The following is a 19014-nucleotide window of genomic DNA, read 5'->3' as shown; positions in this document are numbered from 1 at the left end:
TCCCTCAAGGAGGCCTTCACGGACTTTCAGGAGGTCCCGGAGTACTCCCAGGTGCGCAGGGTGATCTCGATACCCTTCTCGACCTTGGTCTCCAGCGGCACGTCGGCCGGGGAGTAACCGACGCGGCGCGCGACGGCCTCGCTCGCCGCGTTCTGCGTGTCGATCTTCAGCCGGAGCGGCTCGAGTCCGAGCTCCAGCGCGTACGCGGTGAGCACCCGGAGAGACCGCGCCGCGAGGTCCTGTCCGCGGTGGGCCGGGCCGACCGCGTAGCCGAGCTCGACGAAGCCGTCTTCATGCAGGAACACCACTACTTCGCCGAGCGGTTCGCCGCCGTCGATCGTGATGGCGAGCCGCCGGCCCGAGCCTTCCGAGCGGCGTAGGAGGCCCTTCTCGTAGTGCCCCTTCGCCGCCACCTCGTCGAACGGGGACGGCAACGGCGTGAAGCGCGCGACGGCCGGGTTGTCGAACAGGCCGGGCATGAACGGGACGTCGTCCTCGACCCAGTCGCGCAGCACGAGACCATCCCCGGTGAGCCGGACCTGCTCCGGCCAGACCACGGTCACGGGATCAGGAGGAGCTTGCCGGTGGTCCGACGCCCCTGCAGGTCCTCGTGCGCCTGGCGGGCGTCGGCCAGCGGGTAGCGGCCACCGATCCGGATGTTCAGCGAGCCGTCCCCGACGGCGGTGAACAGTTCGTTCACCCGCCACTCCAGTTCCTCGCGGGTGAGCACGTAATGCGCGGAGGTCGGCCGGGTGAGGTAGACCGAGCCGCTGCGGTTGAGCAGTTGCGGGTCGATCGGCGGCACCGGGCCGCTGGCCGCGCCGTAGAGCGCGAGCAGACCGCGGATCTTCAGGCTCGCCAGGCTGCCGTCCACAGTGGACTTGCCGACGCCGTCGTAGACCACCGCGACACCCTTGCCATCGGTGAGATCACGCGCGGCCTCGGCGAAGTCGACCTGGTCGTAGCGGATGACGTCGTCCGCGCCCGCCTCCTTGGCGAGTGCCGCCTTCTCGTCGGTGGAGACGGTGCCGATCACCCGGGCGCCGCGGGCCTTGGCGAGCTGGACCAGCAGCAGGCCCATCCCGCCGGCGGCGGCGTGGATGAGGACGTCGTCGCCCGCCTTGACCTCGTAGGTCGAGGCGATCAGCGCGTGCGCGGTGACGCCCTGGAGCATCGTCGCGGCGGCGGTCTCCTCGGTCACGCCGTCCGGGATCTTCACCGCGATCGTGGCGGGGAGCAGCCGGCGCTGGGCGTAGCTGCCGAGCGACCCCTGCCAGGCGACCCTGTCGCCGACGGCGAAACCGGTCACGTCGTCGCCGACCGCGGCCACGGTCCCGGCGCCCTCCATACCCAGGATGAACGGGGTGTCGACCGGGTAGATCCCCTCGCGGTGATAGGTGTCGATGTAGTTGACGCCCGCAGCGGCGACGTCCACCAGCAGTTCCCCGGCGCCGGGCTCACCGACCTCGACTTCGGACAGCTCAAGGACTTCGGGACCGCCGGTGCGCCGGATCTGGACTGCGGTGGGCATACATCCTCCTCGTTCAAGGTCGTTCCGACCGGCACAACTATGGCCGACGCCACGGTTATTCCGCGTCCCGGGCCTTTCGCGGTTAAGCTCGGCCCGTGGCTGAGACCGAAGAGAAGACCGAGACCGCCGCTCCCACGTCGCGCCAGGTCGCGGCCGCCCGCGACTTCGTCAAGCGGCACGGCAAGCCGTCGCGCGCGGTGGTGGAGAACATCGGCCGGGTCGGTGCCCGGGTCGTGCTCGTGGGCGCCGACGGCGCGCTCGGCGACGTCGTCGTCACCTCCGTGGAGGCGGGCGAGGCGCTGGTCGAGGCCGTCGAGGACCTCGAACCCGCCGAATGGGACAGCGAGACCGTGAAGGCCACCAAGATCGGCGCCGAGCACCGCCGCCGGATGGCCGGGAAGTGAGCGGTTCCGCGATCCTCGTCGCCTGCGCCGCGCTGCCGGAGAGCGACGGCGACGAGCACGCCGTCCCCGAAGCGCTGGCCGACCTCGGTTTCAAGAGCCGCTGGGCCGCCTGGGACGACACGACCGTCGACTTCGGCGCCGCCGACATCGTCATCCTGCGCGCCACCTGGGACTACGCCGAGCGCCGCGACGAGTTCCTGTCCTGGGCCGAATCCGTGCCCGCACTGTCCAATTCGGCCGAAGTCGTGCGGTGGAACACCGACAAGTCCTACCTGGCCGAACTCGGCGACGCGGGTGTCTCGGTCGTGCCGACGACCCTGATCGCGCCGGACGAGAAGGCCCCGCGCTGGCCCAAGGGCGAATTCGTGCTGAAGCCCGCCGTCGGTGCGGGTTCCCGGGGTGCCGGACGGTTCGAGGCCGGAGACGAAGCCGCTTCCCATCTCGCCGGACTGCAGGCCGACGGGAACACCGTGCTGCTCCAGCCGTATCAGTCCAGTGTGGACAGTGAAGGCGAGCTCGCGCTGGTGTTCTTCGGCGGCGTGTACTCGCACGCGTTCTCGAAGGCCGCGATGCTCGGCCGGGAACTCGACGAATCCGGTTTGTACGTCACGGAAAAGCTCGCGCCCGTGCAGCCGTCCGCGGCGTTCCGCGCACTGGCCGAAGACACTTTGGACGCGACCGCGGCGCTGCTGGGAATCCTGCGCGCGGAACTGCTCTACGCCCGCGTCGACCTCGTCACCGGGCCGGACGGCAGGCCGTCGCTGCTGGAACTGGAGCTGGTCGAGCCTTCGCTCGGTTTCCGCCAGACCGACGCGTCCGCGGCCTGGCGCTTCGCCTCCGCTGTCCGCCAGCAACTCGCCTGACGCGTTTCGTTCTCTGGATGCGGTAGATGCGTGTGCAACTACCGCATCCAGAGGACTAAGTGCGCCGGGGTCAGGCGGGTTTCACGAGCTTCGCGGCCAACCGTTCGGGCTTCGGCCACCGCACGTCCCGCGCCCAGCCGAACTTCTCGAACAGCCAGATCACCCGCGCCGAGACGTCGAGCTGACCGCGCAGGACGCCGTGGCGCGCGCAGGTCGGGTCGGCGTGGTGGGAGTTGTGCCAGGACTCGCCCATGGACAGGATCGCCAGCGGCCAGAAGTTCGCCGCCTTGTCGCGGCTCGCGAACGGGCGCTCGCCGACCATGTGGCAGATCGAGTTCACCGACCAGGTGACATGGTGCAGGAACGCGATCCGGACCAGCCCGGCCCAGAAGAACCCGGTCACCGCGCCCCACCACGACCAGCTGATGAGCCCGCCGAGTACGGCGGGCAGCGCCAGGCTGAGCGTGATCCACAGCCAGAAGTAGCGGTTCACCACGCGAAGATCCTTGTCGGCCACCAGATCCGGGGCGAACCGCTCGTAGTTGGTCACCTCACGGCTGAACATCCAGCCCATATGCGCGTGCCAGAATCCGCGCAGCAGCGCGCCGGGCGAGGTCCCGAACAGCCAGGGGGAGTGCGGGTCGCCTTCGCGGTCGGCGAAGGCATGGTGACGACGGTGGCTGGCGACCCAGAAGATGACCGAGCCCTGCACCGCGAAACTCCCCGCGATGGCGAGCGCGATCCGCAGCGGACGGCCGGCCTTGAAGGCGCCGTGCGTGAAGTAGCGGTGGTAGCCGACGGTCACGCCGAGCGTCCCGATGGTGTAGAACACGGCCGCCAGCACGAGATCGACCCAGGTCATGCCCCAGCCCCACACGATCGGGACGGCGGCGAGCAGTGCGACGAACGGGACCAGCAGGAAGGTCTTGAGTATCAGCATCTCCCCGGACCCTCTGCGGTGGGAGATCAGGGGCTTGGATTGACTGGCCGGTGCGTCCGGCTCCGTGCTGGCGGTCATGCGACACCTCGTGCCTCGACTCGGTGGTGACCCCCGTGTGGGGCACCGGACGCAGCGTAAGGGCAGCGTCTGGCGAGCACCCCGCCCGGGGGTTACGTCCGGTTTGCCGGAGGGTCAGTTCGAGGTGGCCAGTTCGCGGTCCGGCGCGGTCGCCGAAGTGACCGGACCGCGATCGCGTGAGCCACACCACAGTGCGGCGGTCGCGATGATCACCGCCGCGGAGCCGAGGACGTGGAACGAGACCAGCGCCTCCGGCACGCCCAGCGCGTACTGCACGGAGCCCAGGACGCCCTGGGCGAGCGCGATGACCCACACGATGGTGTAGCGCCGCCACAACTGCTTCGGCGTGCTGCCGCGCATCAGCTGGAGCCCGAACACGGCCAGCACGATCAGGTAGGCCACCAGCAGGCCGCCGTGGACCTGGGTGAGCGTCTCGATGGGTGCCTGGAGCCGGTGGGTGCCGGGGTCGCCGCCGTGCGGGCCCGCACCGGTGACCGTGGTGCCCGCGACGAGGACGGCCCACATCGCGACGGCGAGCACGATCAGCGTCTTGCGGCCCGCGTCCGGGATCAGCCAGCGGGCGGGCTCGTCGCCTTCCTTGAACGCGCGCAGCAGCAGGACCGCGAGCCACACCAGGGGAGTGGAGGCGAGGAAGTGCAGCGCGACCGTCCACCATTCGAGCTTCGCGAGCACGGTGATCCCGCCGACGACGGCCTGCAGCATCACGCCTGCGGGCATCGTCCAGGCCAGCTTCACCAGACGACGACGGTTCGGGTGCTCGATCTGCACGCGCCACGCGGTGATCACGCACAGCGCGGCGACGGCGATGACGACGCCGGTCAGCATCCGGTTGCTGAACTCGATCCACTGGGTGAGCGCGTCGAATTCGGGGTGTGCCACCGGGACGATGCTGCCTTCGACGCACTGCGGCCAGGTCGGGCAGCCGAGGCCCGATCCGGTGACCCGGACGACCGAGCCGGTGACGCCGATTCCGGCCTGGGCGATCACCGCCGCCATCGCGACCGCTCGCTGGACCGCGAACGAGGGATACGGCAGACGCGCTACAAGGCTCTGGAACGGCACCGCCCGATGCTAGAACGCCGTTCCTGAGAGCGTTCCACCGGCCGCTCCCGCTGTGTCGCCGACCTCAGGTGAGCTTCGTGGTCTTGCTCGCCAAGGCGCCGGCGACGACGCCCCAGCCGACGAGGACGGCGAACGGTTTCCAGCCGAACGAGCCGTCCAGCAGTACCGAGCGCAGCCCTTCGGCGAGCGCGCCGGAGGGCAGTAGCTCGACGATCGCCGCCACCCCCGACGGCATGGTCGACGGCGCCAGCAGGATGCCGCCCGCGAGCAACAGTACGAACCAGACGATGTTCGCCAGCGCCAGCACGGCTTCCGCGCGCAGCGCCCCGCCGAGCAGCAGCCCCAGCGCGCCGAACGCGAACGTGCCGATGACCAGGAACGGGATCGCGCCGAGGATTCCGCCGAGCGACGGCGACCAGCCGAGCAGCGCGGCCACCACACCGAGGATGACGGCCTGCAGCGCGACCACCACGAGCGCGGCGGCGACCCGGCCGGCGACGAGGAGCCAGCGGGGCAGCGCGGTGGCGGAAAGTCGTTTGAGGACGCCATAACGGCGGTCGAAGCCGAGTGCGATGGCCTGTCCGGTGAACGCGGACGACATCACCGCGAGCGCCAGGATCCTCGGCGTGATCCAGTCCACTTTGGACGCCGAACCGAGCTGCGACGACGGCAGGATGTCCAGCAGCGACAGGCCGATCAGCAGCGCGAGCGGGATGAGCAGGGTCAGCAGGATCTGCTCACCGTGGCGCAGGGTCAGGCTCGCCTCGACCTTCGCGTGCGTGCGCAGCATCTTGCCGAGCGAACCGCGACCGGGGGCCGGAGTGAACGTGCCCGCGGCGAACCGCGGCGCAGGCGGCGTGGGCAGAGTCGTCATGCGCGCAGTTCCCGTCCGGTCAGCTCCAGGAAGACCTCTTCCAGCGTGCGCCTGCCGACCTGCAGTTCCTCGGGCATGACGCCCTGCTGCGCGCACCACGCCGTCACCGTCGACACCACCTGCGGGTCGATCGCGCCTTCGACGAGGTACGTCCCCGGCGCGGACTCGTGCACGAGGTGTCCCTCGGGCAGGGCCGCGGTCAGCAGGCCGGTGTCGAGCCGCGTACGCGCCTTGAAGCGCAGCTGCGCGGCCTCACCGGCCTCGACGGTCAGAGACTGCGGAGACCCTTCGACGACGACCTTGCCGTGGTCCACGATCACCACGGTGTCGGCCAGCGTTTCGGCCTCCTCCATCAGATGCGTGGTGAGCAGGACGCTGACGCCGTCGGCGCGCAGGGCGCCGAGCAGATCCCACACCAGCCGCCGGGCCTGCGGGTCCATCCCCGCGGTCGGCTCGTCGAGGAAGAGCAGTTCCGGACGTCCGACGAGCGCGCAGGCGAGCGAGAGCCGTTGCTGCTGCCCGCCGGAGAGCCGCTTGAACGGCGTCTTGCGTGCCGCCGCGAGTCCGAGGATGTCCAGCAGCCACGCGGGATCGAGCGGGTTCGCGGCGCACGCGGCGACCAGGCCGAGCATCTCGTCGGCGCGGACGCCGGGATACGCGCCGCCGCCTTGCGGCATCACGCCGATCCGCGGCCGCAGCGCCGGTCCGTCCTTCGACGGGTCCATGCCCAGCACTCGCACTTCGCCGCCGTCAGGCCGCAGGAAACCTTCGCAGATCTCGACGGTGGTGGTCTTGCCGGCCCCGTTCGGGCCGAGCAGAGCGAGCAGCGTGCCACGTTCCATCCGCAGGTCGAGTCCATCGACCGCGGTGGTGGATCCGTAGCGTTTCACCAGCCCGGTGATCTCGACGGCGGGGGTGTTCACGACAGGTCACGATACGGCCTCACGCGGGGACCGAATGCTCCGGGGACGGTCTGGACAGCAGCAGCGGCGAGACGCGGTGGACGATGAACAGCCCCAGGAGCGTGACGGCCCCGGCGGCGACCCACGCGAACGGCAGGACGTAACCCCGGCCGTCGAAGGTGCTGCCCGTCGTGGGCAGCAGGAACGGCAGCACCGCGGTGACGATGGTCGCGGCGATACGGAAGCGTGAGGTCCCGGCGGACGCGGCGAGCGGGATGATCGCCCACAGCAGGTACCAGGGCTGCAGCGCGACGTGCAGGACCATCACCGCGCCGAGCGAGACGCCGAGGCCGATCATCGGCCGGTAGCGCCAGTTGAAGCTGTCCCAGAGGAACTTGACCGTCACCGCGCCCGCCACGAGGTAGCCGAGCGAGCCGAGGATCGGCACCAGCGCGTTGGTGTGGTTGCCGAGGCCGAGCGCGATGCCGAGGACACCGCCGAGCGCGGCCAGTTCCGACGTCGGCGAGATCCACGAGCGGACCAGCCCCGGCGTCCCGAGCGCGCCGACCCAGCCGAAGCCGAGGCCGGTGCCGTAACAGACCGCCACCAGCACGACACCGAACAGCAGCGCCATCGGCACCGCCGCGGTGATCAGGTCCTTGATCCGGCCGTGCCAGCGTCTGGCCACCATCACCGTGAAGAACGGCAGCGCCAGGATCGCGTTCAGTTTCACCGCGACGCCGAGGGTGATGAGGGCCACCCCGAGTCCGATGAACAGCAATTCGCCCTTCGCCAGCGGCGGGGGACTGTCGCCCTTGATCCGCACCGGCAGGCGCCGGATGCCGATCTCCAGTCCGGCCACCATGAGCCCGATGGCCAGCGCGTCGTTGTGGGCGCCCGCGACGAAGTGGAAGATCAGCAGCGGATTCGCCGCGCCGAGCCACAGCGCGGTCGCGGGCTGGACACCGAACCGGCGGGCGAGCCGGGGCAGCGCCCAGATGATCAGGATGACGCCGATCAGCGCGAGCCCGCGCTGCAGCAGCACTCCGGTGACGATGTTGCCGCTGCTCAGCGGCGCGAGCCAGCCGCCGAGGCGCAGCAGGAGCGGGCCGTACGGCGCCGGGGTCTCGCGCCACATGTTGGAGACGCCCGAGGTCAGCGGGTCGGAGACGCCGAGCGCCTCGGCCGGGCCGAGTGAGTACGGGTCCATCCCGCGGGCGACGATCTCGCTCTGCGCGAGATAGCTGTAGACGTCGCGGGAGAACAGCGGCGGGATGAACAGCAGCGGCGCGCACCACAGCGCGATCGTGCGGGCGAGCTGGCCCTGGGTAGCGAGGCGGCGGCGCGCGGGCTGGGCGAACCGGCCGAGCAGCAGCCAGCTGAGCACGATGATCGCCATCCCGGCGAGGCCCATCGCGAGCGAGACGGTGGGGATCCGGGTGAACAGCCGCAGGACCGGGATGTTCTGCACCGGGTTGATCACCGGCGCGGCACCCGCGCCGAGCGAGCCGAGCGCCAGGAAGAGCGAGCCGACCGCGCCGAACCGGCGGACGACGTTCAGCGCGCGCAGTTCCTTGTCGTCGAGCGGTTCGGGTTCGTGCGGGCGCACCGGGGACAGCGTCGCCACCGATCCCGCGGCCGGGTCTTCCGGTACCGCCCCGTCCGTGTCCCGCCGTGCCGGGTGTTCGCCCACTGCCACGCACGAAGGGTAGCGATCGCGGGAACAGACCGAGCGGGTACGTGGTTACCCCCGTGCGATCGGCCGCCGACGTGACCCACGCCACTCCGTGAGGCACCCCTCTTTGCCGTCTCCCCGGAAATACGTCACACTTGTGTTGTGAAAAAGACGGGGACGCAGGACGAGGCCGGTGGCGACATGCCCCGTGCCGAGGTCCAGCCTGTCCCCGTGCAGGTCGGCCCCGAGGGGCGGACCAGGCACGAAGTGGCCCGCTTGCTGCTGGAACAGGGGCCGATGACGGCCGTCGTGGTCGCCGAGCAGCTGGGGATCAGCGCCGCCGCCGTCCGCCGTCATCTGGACGCGCTGCTGGCCGACGGCGAGGCCGAGACCCGCGACGCGCCCCGCCGCGGGCCGCGCGGACGCGGTCGTCCCGCCAAGAACTTCCTCCTCACCGAGGCCGGTCGCGCCCGGTTCGGGCACGCCTACGACGACCTCGCGTCCTCGGCCATCCGGTTCCTCTCCGAACACGCCGGGGAAGACGCCGTGAAGGCCTTCGCCGAGGCTCGTGTCGCTTCGCTGGTCGGCCCGCATCAGGACGCCATCACCAAGCACACGGACCCCACCGCTCGCGCCGAGGCCCTCGCTGCGGCGCTGACCAGGGAGGGTTACGCTGCGTCGACCCGTCAGGTCGGTGCCGGCGAACAGCTCTGCCAGCACCATTGCCCGGTCGCCCACGTCGCCGCCGAGTTCCCCCAGTTGTGTGAAGCCGAGACAGAGGCTTTCGCGGAACTTCTGGGTACTCACGTGCAGCGGCTGGCGACCATCGCGCGCGGTGACAACGCGTGCACCACACACGTACCCGTCGCTTCGGCGGGTCACCCGGCCACACCCCGGCCGGGAAGCACGGCGCCCTCTCCAGGGCGCACAGCACGGATCCCGAATGGAGGGAAACCCGCATGACTGCCGCTGCCGAGCAGCGCACTCCCACCACCGCGCCCATGAGCCAGGAAGAGACCATCGAGTCCCTTGGCAAGTACGCGTTCGGCTGGGCGGACTCCGACGAGGCGGGCGCCAGCGCCCGTCGCGGACTGAACGAGGACGTCGTCACCGACATCTCCTCGAAGAAGTCCGAGCCGGAGTGGATGCGCGAAGCACGACTGAAGGCTCTCAAGCTCTTCGACCTGAAGCCCATGCCCAACTGGGGTGCGGACCTCTCCGGGATCGACTTCGACAACATCAAGTACTTCGTGCGGTCCAGTGAGAAGCAGGCCACCTCCTGGGAAGACCTGCCCGAGGACATCAAGAACACGTACGACCGGCTCGGCATCCCCGAGGCGGAGAAGCAGCGCCTCGTCGCCGGTGTGGCCGCGCAGTACGAGTCCGAGGTCGTCTACCACTCGATCCGCGAGGATCTGGAGGCGCAGGGCGTCCTGTTCCTGGACACCGACACCGCGCTCAAGGAGCACCCGGAGCTCTTCAAGGAGTACTTCGGCTCCGTGATCCCGGCCGGGGACAACAAGTTCTCCGCGCTGAACACCGCGGTGTGGTCCGGCGGCTCGTTCATCTACGTCCCCAAGGGCGTCAAGGTGGACATCCCGCTGCAGGCCTACTTCCGCATCAACACCGAGAACATGGGTCAGTTCGAGCGGACCCTGATCATCGTCGACGAAGACGCCTATGTGCACTACGTCGAGGGCTGCACCGCGCCGATCTACCAGTCCGACTCGCTGCACTCGGCGGTCGTGGAGATCATCGTGAAGAAGGGCGCCCGCTGCCGTTACACGACCATCCAGAACTGGTCGAACAACGTCTACAACCTGGTCACCAAGCGCGCCAAGTGCGAAGAGGGCGCGACCATGGAGTGGATCGACGGCAACATCGGTTCCAAGGTCACGATGAAGTACCCGTCCGTCTTCCTGATGGGCGAGCACGCCAAGGGCGAGGTCCTTTCGGTCGCGTTCGCGGGCGAAGGCCAGCACCAGGACGCCGGCGCGAAGATGGAGCACCTGGCGCCGCACACCTCCTCGACCATCGTGTCGAAGTCGGTGGCGCGCGGCGGTGGCCGCACCTCCTACCGCGGCCTGATCAAGATCGCGAAGCGGGCGCACCACTCGCGTTCCAGCGTGGTCTGTGACGCGCTGCTGGTCGACACGATCTCGCGGTCGGACACGTACCCGTACGTGGACATCCGCAACGACGAGGTGTCGATGGGCCACGAGGCGACCGTCTCGAAGGTCAGCGAAGACCAGATGTTCTACCTCATGTCGCGCGGTCTCGACGAGGCCGAGGCCATGGCGATGATCGTGCGCGGGTTCGTCGAGCCCATCGCGCGTGAGCTGCCGATGGAGTACGCGCTCGAGCTGAACCGCCTGATCGAGCTTCAGATGGAAGGGTCCGTCGGCTAGTCATGTCGGTTACCGAGAACAACGTTTCCGAAGCGATGCGCGAGGGCGTGGTCATCCCGGCCACGTCCCGCGCGGAGCGCTTCACCTCTCACGACGTCGAGGCCTTCGAGGTCCCCGGCGGTCGTGAGGAGAACTGGCGCTTCACCCCGATGAAGCGGCTGCGCGGACTGCACGACGGGTCCGCCACCGCTTCGGGTTCGGCCACCGTGGACCACGACGCCGCGCCCGAACTGAAGATCGAGCAGGCAGGCCGGGACGACGAGCGCCTCGGCGTCGCGGGTGTCCCGAGCGATCGGATCGCCGCGCAGGCGTACTCCTCGTTCACCGAGGCCACCGTCATCACGGTGCCCAAGGAGACCAAGGCGTCGAAGCCGTCGACGATCAAGATCACCGGCCCCGGCGAGGGCAAGGTCGCCTACGGGCACCTGCAGGTGCGCGCCGAGCAGTTCTCCGAGGCCGTCATCGTCCTCGACCACGTCGGCTCCGGCACGTACGCGGACAACGTCGAGTTCGTCATCGGCGATTCGGCGAACGTGACCGTGGTCAGCGTCCAGGACTGGGCCGACGACGCGGTGCACGTGTCCGAGCAGCACCTCAAGCTCGGCCGCGACGCCACGCTCAAGCACATCGTCATCACCCTGGGCGGTGACCTCGTCCGCGTCTCGCCGACGGCGACCTTCGCCGACAAGGGCGGCGACGTCGAGATGCTCGGCCTGTACTTCGCGGACGAAGGACAGCACCAGGAACACCGTCTCTTCGTCGACCACGCGGTGCCGAACTGCAAGTCCCGCGTGATGTACAAGGGCGCTCTGCAGGGCGACGGCGCGCACACCGTGTGGGTCGGCGACGTGCTGATCCGGGCGGCCGCCGAGGCGACCGACACCTACGAGCTCAACCGCAACCTGGTGCTGACGCCGGGCGCGCGGGCGGACTCGATCCCGAACCTGGAGATCGAGACCGGCGAGATCGAAGGCGCCGGACACGCGAGTGCGACGGGAAGGTTCGACGACGAGCAGTTGTTCTACCTTCAGTCGCGCGGAATCGGCGAGGACGCCGCGCGGCGGCTGGTCGTGCGCGGGTTCTTCCACGAGATCCTGGTCAAGATCGGTGTCCCCGAGGTGCGCGAGCGCCTCGAAGCCGCGATCGAAGCCGAACTCGAAGCTGTGGGCGTCTGAGCCCCCGTCCGTCCACAAGAGACTTTTAGGAAAGAAATGCCTACGCTGGAAATCAAGGATCTGCACGCCTCGGTCACGACCGAGGAAGGCCCCAAGGAGATCCTCAAGGGCGTCAACCTGACCATCAAGTCGGGCGAGACCCACGCGATCATGGGCCCCAACGGCTCGGGCAAGTCCACGCTGTCCTACGCCATCGCCGGTCACCCCAAGTACGAAGTCACCTCCGGGCAGGTCCTGCTCGACGGTGAGGACGTGCTCGAGATGAGCGTCGACGAGCGCGCCCGCGCGGGCCTGTTCCTCGCCATGCAGTACCCGGTCGAGGTTCCGGGCGTGTCCATGTCCAACTTCCTCCGCACCGCGGTCACCTCGGTCCGTGGCGAGGCTCCCAAGCTTCGTCACTGGGTCAAGGAGGTCAAGGAGGAGATGGGCAAGCTGGACATCTCGTCCGAGTTCGCCGAGCGTTCGGTGAATGAGGGCTTCTCCGGCGGCGAGAAGAAGCGCCACGAGATCCTGCAGCTGGCGCTGCTCAAGCCGAAGATCGCCATCCTCGACGAGACCGACTCGGGCCTCGACGTCGACGCGCTGCGTGTCGTCTCCGAGGGCGTCAACGAGTTCAAGGCGAACAACGACGCGGGCGTCATGCTGATCACGCACTACACGCGGATCCTGCGGCACATCACGCCCGACTTCGTGCACGTCTTCGCCGGCGGCAAGATCGTCGAGTCCGGCGGCCGTGAGCTCGCGGACGAGCTGGAGGAGAACGGGTACGTCAAGTACACCGGCTCCGCCGAGACGGCCGCTGTCTGATCCTGGGAATTTCGCGACTACACCGAGAGGAGTTGGCCCGATGACCACCACCACGGCTAACTCTGTACCGCTAGATGTGGCGGCCATCAGGGCCGACTTCCCCATCCTGTCCCGGACCGTTCGGGACGGGAAACCCTTGGTGTATCTGGATTCCGGTGCGACGTCGCAGAAACCGGTGCAGGTGCTCGACGCCGAGCGCCGGTTCCTCGAGACCTCGAACGCCGCGGTGCACCGCGGCGCGCACCAGCTCGCCGAGGAGGCGACCGACGCCTACGAATCCGCCCGCGTGCGGATCGCGGAGTTCGTCGGCGCCTCCCCGCACGAGCTGGTGTTCACCAAGAACGCCACCGAGGGCATCAACCTCGTCGCCTACGCGATGAGCAACGCCGCCACGGCCGGTCCCGAGGCCGAGCGGTTCCGGCTCGGCCCGGGCGACGAGATCGTCATCACCGAGATGGAGCACCACGCGAACCTGGTGCCGTGGCAGCAACTCTGCCAGCGCACCGGCGCGACGCTGAAGTGGTTCTCCGTCACCGCCGACGGTCGTCTCGACCTGTCCAATGTGGACGAGCTGATCACCGAGCGGACCAAGGTACTCGCGTTCACGCACCAGTCGAACGTGCTCGGCACGATCAACCCGGTCGAATTCCTGGTGAAGAAGGCCCGCAAGGTCGGCGCGCTGGTCGTGCTGGACGCCTGCCAGTCGGTGCCGCACTTCCCGGTCGATCTCCACGCGCTGGACGTCGACTTCGCCGCTTTCGCCGGGCACAAGATGGTCGGCCCGTACGGCATCGGCGTCCTTTACGGCCGTCGTGAGCTGCTCGAAACGATCCCGCCGTTCCTGACCGGTGGCTCGATGATCGAGCTGGTCCGCATGGAGCAGACCACCTTCGCCCCGCCGCCTCAGCGGTTCGAGGCGGGCACGCCGATGACGTCGCAGGCCGTCGGCCTCGGCGCGGCCGCGGACTATCTGTCGGCGATCGGCATGGACCGCGTCGCGGCGCACGAACACCTCCTCACCGAGGCGGCGCTGGCCGGCCTCGGGGAGATCCCGGGCGTCCGGATCATCGGCCCCACCGACATGGCCGACCGCGGCGGGCTGGTGTCGTTCGTCATCGACGGCGTGCATCCGCACGACTCGGGCCAGGTGCTGGACAGCCTCGGCATCGCCGTCCGCGTCGGGCATCACTGCGCTTGGCCGCTGCACCGGGCCTGCTCGGTCCCCGCGACCGTGCGCGCGTCGTTCTACGTCTACAACACACTGTCCGAAGTGGACGCCCTGGTGCAGGGTGTGCGCGAGGCGCAGAAGTTCTTCGGGGTGGCCTGATGAACCTGGAGAGCATGTACCAGGAGATCATCCTGGACCACTACAAGAACCCGCACGGCCGCGGTCTGCGCGAGCCGTTCGACGGCGAGTCGTTCCAGGTCAACCCGACCTGCGGCGACGAGGTGACGCTGCGGGTGAAGGTCGCCGACGGGAAGGTCGCCGACGTCTCCTACGAGGGCCAGGGCTGCTCGATCAGCCAGGCTTCCACGTCGGTCTTGACGGATCTCGTCGTCGGGCACACCGTGGAGGAGGCGTTCACCACCATGGACGCCTTCGTCGAGCTGATGCAGGGCAAGGGACAGATCGAACCGGACGAGGAAGTGCTGGAGGACGGCATCGCCTTCGCCGGCGTCGCCAAGTACCCGGCCCGCGTGAAATGCGCCTTGCTCGGATGGATGGCGTTCAAGGACGCCGTCGCCCGCACGACCAACGGAGTTGAGACGGCATGACCGAACAGCAGACCGAAACCCGCGAGGGGCGCACGGCCGCCGACCTCGACGCCGAGACCGCCGCCGCCCCGGACAGCGCCGACGTGGCGAAGGTCGAGGACGTCGAAGAGGCGATGCGCGACGTCGTCGACCCCGAACTCGGCATCAACGTCGTCGACCTCGGCCTGGTCTACGGCATCCATGTCGAGCCGGACAACACCGCCACCATCGACATGACCCTGACGTCCGCGGCCTGCCCGCTGACCGACGTCATCGAGGACCAGACCGGTGCCGCGCTCGTCGGCGGGGGAACGGGTCTGGTCAAGGACTTCCGGATCAACTGGGTCTGGATGCCGCCGTGGGGTCCGGAGAAGATCACCGAGGACGGCCGCGAACAGCTGCGCGCCCTGGGCTTCACCGTCTGACCTTCTCTTTTGCGCCTGGAACGCTCTGGGCTGGATCGCCGCTGTCCGTGAAGGCCTCCTTGAGGGACCCAGGGTCCCTCAAGGAGGCCTTCACGGACTTTTGGCACCTCAAGGCCGCCCGGGTGTTTGATTGGGTAACCGCATGATCCGCTCGATGGCGCTGTTCGCGCTCGCCGCGCTGCTGGAGATCGGCGGCGCCTGGCTGATCTGGCAGGGCGTGCGGGAACATCGCGGCTACCTCTGGATCGGTACGGGTGTCGTGGCACTGGGCCTTTACGGTTTCGTCGCGACGTTGCAGCCCGACGCGAACTTCGGCCGTATCCTCGCCGCGTACGGGGGAGTGTTCGTCGCGGGATCCCTGGCCTGGGGCATGATCGCCGACGGCTACCGGCCGGACCGCTACGACGTCGTCGGCGCGCTGATCTGCCTGGCCGGGGTCGGCGTCATCATGTACGCGCCCCGAACTTGAGTGTTCGCCGGAAAATGTCGGAGCGCGGCGTTAATGTGCGCTGTGACCGAAACGGACTTCCCCGCTCCGCCCGTCGAGAGGCCCGGGCCGAAGCGAAGATTCTCTCCTCTCCTGCTCGTGATGATCCTCGTCGCGCTCCTGGGCGTCGGCGGTACCGGCTTCGGCCTGTTCCGGCTCTTCGGCTATCAAATGGTGATCGTCGGCGACGACTCCTCCATGGGGCCGACGATCCCCGGCGAGACGAGGCTGGTCTATCGTTCGGCCGGGGAGTCGGGCGTCAGCCGTGGTGATCTGGTCGTGTTCGACCTTTCCGCGTTGCCGGACAGCGGCGGTGAACGCGGGCTGATGCTCAAACGGGTCATCGCGGTGGCGGGTGACGTGGTGTCCTGTTGTGAGAACGACGAGCACCATGCGATCACCGTCAACGGGAAGCCGGTCAAAGAGCCGTACGTCGCCCGGAAGCCGGACAGTGGTCTCGAAGACTTCATTCGCTTCAAGGCGGTGACCGTGCCACCGGGGGCGATCTTCGTCGCCGGAGACGACCGGACGAATTCCCGCGATTCGCGGATCTACGCCGATGAGCCCGGAAACGGCGCCATCGAACTCTCCAAGGTCTATGGAATCGTAGTCGGGATCGGGCACGTCCTGGCCGCCGAGCCGGTTCCGCGGACCACGGCGTTCGTCGACGCGGGCCTCCCGGGCGAGCCGCTGAGCGACACCGGTTTCGTCGACTACCGCAATCTCGTCGTCGCCGGGGCCGGGCTCTTCCTGATCGGCTTCATCGGTTCGATCGTGATCGTTGCCCGGTCCGCCGGAAAACGACGAAGAGCAGCCGCAACCCCACCAGCGCACTGACCACCAGCAGGTTGTAGCCGAACATCTGGTGCAGCGTGACCCCCGGCAGCACCTCCGGGCCGGTCGCGCCGCCCAGCAGCAGGACGGCCATCAACCCGGTCGCCGCGCCGACGAAGGCCAGCAGCAGTTCGTGCACCAGGCCGGTGACCACGTCGCGGTCGCGTTCGTCGGAGAACAGCCGGACGTTGACCGAAAGCCTGCCCTGCTCCAGCGCGTTGCCGATCCGGTCGATACGGCGGGGCAGCCGGCGCAGCACCGGCAGGAGGGCCATCAGTTCGTTGGTCGCGGTGGAGCGCAGCGACTCCGGCCGCAAGCCGGCGCCCACCTGTTCGGCGGCGTAGGCGCGGGATTCGACGACGATGTTGAATCCCGGCGCCAGCGCGGCCAGCGTTCCCTCCAAAGTGGCCAGTGCGCGGAACACCGCGGCGATCGGCGGGGGCACGCTGAGCCGGAAGTCGGCGATCACCCGGAACAGGTCGGTGAACATGTCCAGATCCGGTGCCTGTCCGTGGTTGAAGTGCTTGGCCACCAACGCACCCAGCGCGCGCTCCAGCCGTTGCTCCTCGATCTCGTCCGGCCGGTCGACGATCTCCAGCAGGCCGTCGCGCAACGCCGCGGGGTCGCCGCGGTCGAGGGCGAGGATCAGGTTCTGCAGCCCGCCGCGCAGTCCCGAGTCCAGCCGTCCGACGGAACCGAAGTCGAGCAGGCCCAGCCTGCCGTCGGTGAGCAGCAGGACGTTGCCGGGATGCGGGTCGGCGTGGAAGACGCCGCTGCCCATCACCTGGCCGAGCACGCAGCGCAGCATCGACCGCGCGAGTTTGGCCCGCTCGGCGACCGGGACCTGCTCCCGGGCGGCGGCGAGCGGTTTGCCGTCGAGGCGGCGCATTACCAGGACACGTTCGGTGGACAGTGCTTTGTGGACGGTCGGCAGGGCGACGTCGGCGTGCGGGTAGGCGGCGCTGACGGCCTCGATGTTCCTTGCCTCCGTGCGGAAATCGAGTTCCTCGATCAGCGCGTCGGCGAATCCTTCGGCGAGGTCGATGACGCCGAGCGAGCGGGCCCAGTCCGCGCGCAGGTCCAAGGCGGCGGCCACCCGGCGGACGATGTCGAGGTCCCGCTCGACCAGTGTCTGCACGCCGGGCCGCTGCACCTTGACGACCACGTCCTGTCCGTCTCGCAGCTTCGCGCGGTAGACCTGCGCGATGGACGCGGCGGCGATCGGTTCCGGGTCGAACTCGGCGAAGATCTCGTCCGGGTCCCCGCCCAGCTCTTCCCGCAGCACCGTCGCGACCTCGTCGGCGTCGGCGAAGGCGACCTGGTCCTGGAGTTTGCCGAGTTCGTCGATGAACACCGGCGGGAGCAGATCGGACCGCGTCGAGAGCAGCTGGCCGAGCTTCACGAACGTCACGCCGCCCTCCTCCAGCGCGCGTCGCAGCGAACGCGCCAGTTTGGCGTGCCGGACCTGGGCGAGGCCGGGTTCGCGACGGCCGGTGAGGTAACGGCCGAGGCCGTGTTTGATCGCGATCCGGGTGATCTGCGAGTACCGCCGGGTCCGGGCCGCGCGACGGCGCAGGGAGCGGATCCGGCCGATCAGCCCGAGCCCGGAACCCGCCGGGAGGACGAACTCCGCGACGAACAGGAAGATCAGCGTCGCCAGGAAGGCGCCGCCCGCCACCGGGATGATCAGCCCGGCGAACGCCCCGTTGGTCATCATCTCCCTCGGGAACGCGCTGACGATGCCGCCCGCGACGAGCCAGCCGAAGCCGGCCGCGCAGAACGCGCGGACCACGCCGATCCGCACACCCAGCACGCGGCGGGCGGCGACCACGAGCGGCCACAGCATGAGCGCGTAGACGGGCAGGGTGAGCAGGCCGAGCAGCAGGTTCATGCCGAGAAGGACATCACGCGCGGCCCGCCCGGGATTCCCGCTCCGGCGGGACGGAACTCACCCTTGAGAGGGAGCGGACCCCGAAGTTGTAGGTCGTGGTCGCCTCCCGGGGCGCGAACAGGACGCCGGCGATCGCCATCACGGCGGCGGCGAGGAAACCGACGCGGAGATCGGCGATGTCGCCGAGGAACCCGATGAGCGGCGCCCCGGCGGCCTGGCCGAGTGCCAGCATCAGGAAGGCCACGCCGACACCGAACGCGGGGGAGGCCGGATATGCCCTGGTGCCCCAGAGGATCAGCACGCCGGTCAGTCCGATGTAGACGGCTCCGAAGAGCGCCGCCGCGACGATCAGCGCGGGCAGCGATCGGGTGGCGACCGCGAACAGCGCCGTCGCGACGGCGAACAGGATCATCCCGGCCGACCAGGTCCGGCGGAGCCCCGTCCGCGACGTCAGTTCGGCGGTGAACGCGCCCGCCAGGCCGACCACGCCGAGGACGATCCACACGACGGTCGACGCGGTCTCGCCGTGGCCGCCGATGCTCACGGCGATGTCCCGGCCGAAGGTCCAGATCGCGGCACTGGCCATGCCGAGCATCGCGGCGGCGGGCAGCAGCCGTCTGGTGGAGGGCGGGAACAGCGGTGACGGCAGTCCGGTCTTCGCCTGCTCCCGGACCGGCGGCACGACGCGGGCGATCCACAGTGTCACCAGGGCGGACGCCGCCGCGAAGGCCCACCACGCCAGCCGCCAGTCGCCGATGGCGAGCAGCGAGACCGGGCCGGAGACCAGGACACCCAGCCCGGTTCCGGCGTTGACCACGGCTTGGGCGCGATCGCGGCGGGTCACCCGGACGACGCGCGAGACCGCGTCCGCGAGCGAGGGGG

At 69.3% G+C, this 19014-nt stretch carries 20 protein-coding genes; 11 read left to right on the top strand and 9 right to left on the bottom strand.

Translation table 11 applies throughout. The features are described 5' to 3' along the window. Window positions 1–26 precede the first annotated feature (26 nt). Both H5J31_RS12325 and H5J31_RS12320 read right to left on the bottom strand, forming a co-directional pair. Window positions 27–563 (bottom strand): GNAT family N-acetyltransferase, encoded by a 537-nt coding sequence (locus H5J31_RS12325; RefSeq protein ID WP_181772660.1) that lies wholly within the window; start codon window positions 561–563, stop codon window positions 27–29. Then, the gene (locus tag H5J31_RS12320; protein WP_181772659.1) at window positions 560–1531 is read right to left on the bottom strand and encodes a quinone oxidoreductase family protein; all 972 of its coding nucleotides are present in this window, start codon (window positions 1529–1531) and stop codon (window positions 560–562) included. Before H5J31_RS12320 ends, H5J31_RS12325 begins: the two co-directional genes overlap by 4 nt. 95 nt (window positions 1532–1626) lie before the next feature. Here H5J31_RS12320 and H5J31_RS12315 point away from each other — a divergent pair, with 95 nt between their 5' ends. After that, a complete protein-coding gene (locus H5J31_RS12315; RefSeq protein WP_034311792.1) occupies window positions 1627–1935 on the top strand; it encodes a hypothetical protein in 309 nt (102 codons plus the stop codon). Continuing rightward, entirely contained in the window at window positions 1932–2798 is an 867-nt protein-coding gene (locus tag H5J31_RS12310) for an ATP-grasp domain-containing protein (protein WP_181772658.1), read from the top strand. Before H5J31_RS12315 ends, H5J31_RS12310 begins: the two co-directional genes overlap by 4 nt. A gap of 70 nt (window positions 2799–2868) precedes the next feature. Here the strand turns inward: H5J31_RS12310 and H5J31_RS12305 are convergent, their stop codons facing one another. The 5 genes from H5J31_RS12305 to mptB all read right to left on the bottom strand — a co-directional run bounded on the left by H5J31_RS12305 (window position 2869) and on the right by mptB (window position 8302). Beyond that, window positions 2869–3816, bottom strand: a complete 948-nt coding sequence (locus H5J31_RS12305; RefSeq protein WP_181772657.1) for an acyl-CoA desaturase — start codon at window positions 3814–3816, stop codon at window positions 2869–2871. A gap of 114 nt (window positions 3817–3930) precedes the next feature. Next, window positions 3931–4899: a COX15/CtaA family protein gene (locus H5J31_RS12300; protein WP_181772656.1), complete on the bottom strand. Its 969-nt coding sequence runs from the start codon at window positions 4897–4899 to the stop codon at window positions 3931–3933. Between the two features lie 64 nt (window positions 4900–4963). Beyond that, window positions 4964–5773, bottom strand: coding sequence for an ABC transporter permease (locus H5J31_RS12295; protein ID WP_181772655.1), 810 nt, complete (start codon window positions 5771–5773; stop codon window positions 4964–4966). Beyond that, window positions 5770–6696, bottom strand: a complete 927-nt coding sequence (locus H5J31_RS12290; RefSeq protein WP_181772654.1) for an ABC transporter ATP-binding protein — start codon at window positions 6694–6696, stop codon at window positions 5770–5772. The genes H5J31_RS12295 and H5J31_RS12290 overlap by 4 nt, the downstream gene beginning before the upstream one ends. A gap of 19 nt (window positions 6697–6715) precedes the next feature. After that, entirely contained in the window at window positions 6716–8302 is a 1587-nt protein-coding gene (gene mptB / locus H5J31_RS12285; protein WP_181772738.1) for a polyprenol phosphomannose-dependent alpha 1,6 mannosyltransferase MptB, read from the bottom strand. 210 nt (window positions 8303–8512) lie between these two features. Here mptB and H5J31_RS12280 point away from each other — a divergent pair, with 210 nt between their 5' ends. The 9 genes from H5J31_RS12280 (at window position 8513) to lepB (ending at window position 16244) form a co-directional block, all read left to right on the top strand. Next, window positions 8513–9313, top strand: coding sequence for a helix-turn-helix transcriptional regulator (locus H5J31_RS12280; protein WP_407925043.1), 801 nt, complete (start codon window positions 8513–8515; stop codon window positions 9311–9313). Continuing rightward, window positions 9310–10758 carry a Fe-S cluster assembly protein SufB gene (gene sufB / locus H5J31_RS12275; protein ID WP_181772653.1) on the top strand — a complete coding sequence of 483 codons (1449 nt, stop codon included), beginning with the start codon at window positions 9310–9312 and terminating at the stop codon, window positions 10756–10758. Before H5J31_RS12280 ends, sufB begins: the two co-directional genes overlap by 4 nt. Before the next feature lie 2 nt (window positions 10759–10760). Beyond that, window positions 10761–11933 (top strand): Fe-S cluster assembly protein SufD, encoded by a 1173-nt coding sequence (sufD, locus tag H5J31_RS12270; protein ID WP_181772652.1) that lies wholly within the window; start codon window positions 10761–10763, stop codon window positions 11931–11933. A 36-nt stretch (window positions 11934–11969) separates the two neighbouring features. Further along, complete coding sequence (gene sufC, locus H5J31_RS12265) at window positions 11970–12740, top strand: Fe-S cluster assembly ATPase SufC (RefSeq protein WP_005152224.1); 771 nt, start codon at window positions 11970–11972, stop codon at window positions 12738–12740. A 40-nt stretch (window positions 12741–12780) separates the two neighbouring features. Then, entirely contained in the window at window positions 12781–14067 is a 1287-nt protein-coding gene (locus H5J31_RS12260) for a cysteine desulfurase (protein WP_181772651.1), read from the top strand. Then, window positions 14067–14516 carry a Fe-S cluster assembly sulfur transfer protein SufU gene (gene sufU / locus H5J31_RS12255; protein WP_181772650.1) on the top strand — a complete coding sequence of 150 codons (450 nt, stop codon included), beginning with the start codon at window positions 14067–14069 and terminating at the stop codon, window positions 14514–14516. The genes H5J31_RS12260 and sufU overlap by 1 nt, the downstream gene beginning before the upstream one ends. Next, window positions 14513–14920: a metal-sulfur cluster assembly factor gene (locus H5J31_RS12250; protein WP_181772649.1), complete on the top strand. Its 408-nt coding sequence runs from the start codon at window positions 14513–14515 to the stop codon at window positions 14918–14920. The genes sufU and H5J31_RS12250 overlap by 4 nt, the downstream gene beginning before the upstream one ends. Before the next feature lie 142 nt (window positions 14921–15062). Next, window positions 15063–15389 (top strand): YnfA family protein, encoded by a 327-nt coding sequence (locus H5J31_RS12245; protein ID WP_181772648.1) that lies wholly within the window; start codon window positions 15063–15065, stop codon window positions 15387–15389. A 120-nt stretch (window positions 15390–15509) separates the two neighbouring features. Further along, the gene (gene lepB / locus H5J31_RS12240; RefSeq protein WP_181772647.1) at window positions 15510–16244 is read left to right on the top strand and encodes a signal peptidase I; all 735 of its coding nucleotides are present in this window, start codon (window positions 15510–15512) and stop codon (window positions 16242–16244) included. On the opposite strand, the gene H5J31_RS12235 is transcribed toward lepB, so the two are convergent. Together H5J31_RS12235 and H5J31_RS12230 are read right to left on the bottom strand one after the other, a co-directional pair. Then, the gene (locus H5J31_RS12235; RefSeq protein WP_181772646.1) at window positions 16168–18132 is read right to left on the bottom strand and encodes an ABC1 kinase family protein; all 1965 of its coding nucleotides are present in this window, start codon (window positions 18130–18132) and stop codon (window positions 16168–16170) included. The two genes, lepB and H5J31_RS12235, sit on opposite strands and share 77 nt — an antisense overlap. Before the next feature lie 13 nt (window positions 18133–18145). After that, window positions 18146–19014, bottom strand: an 869-nt coding sequence (locus H5J31_RS12230; RefSeq protein WP_181772645.1) for a YbfB/YjiJ family MFS transporter, incomplete at its 5' end; no start/stop codon positions are given.

It is taken from the genome of Amycolatopsis pittospori (assembly GCF_013870525.1).
In the GTDB taxonomy this organism is placed as follows: Bacteria; Actinomycetota; Actinomycetes; order Mycobacteriales; family Pseudonocardiaceae; genus Amycolatopsis; species Amycolatopsis pittospori.
The sequence above is the reverse complement of the archived record's forward strand: the minus strand, read 5'-3'. Positions and strand labels throughout refer to the sequence as shown.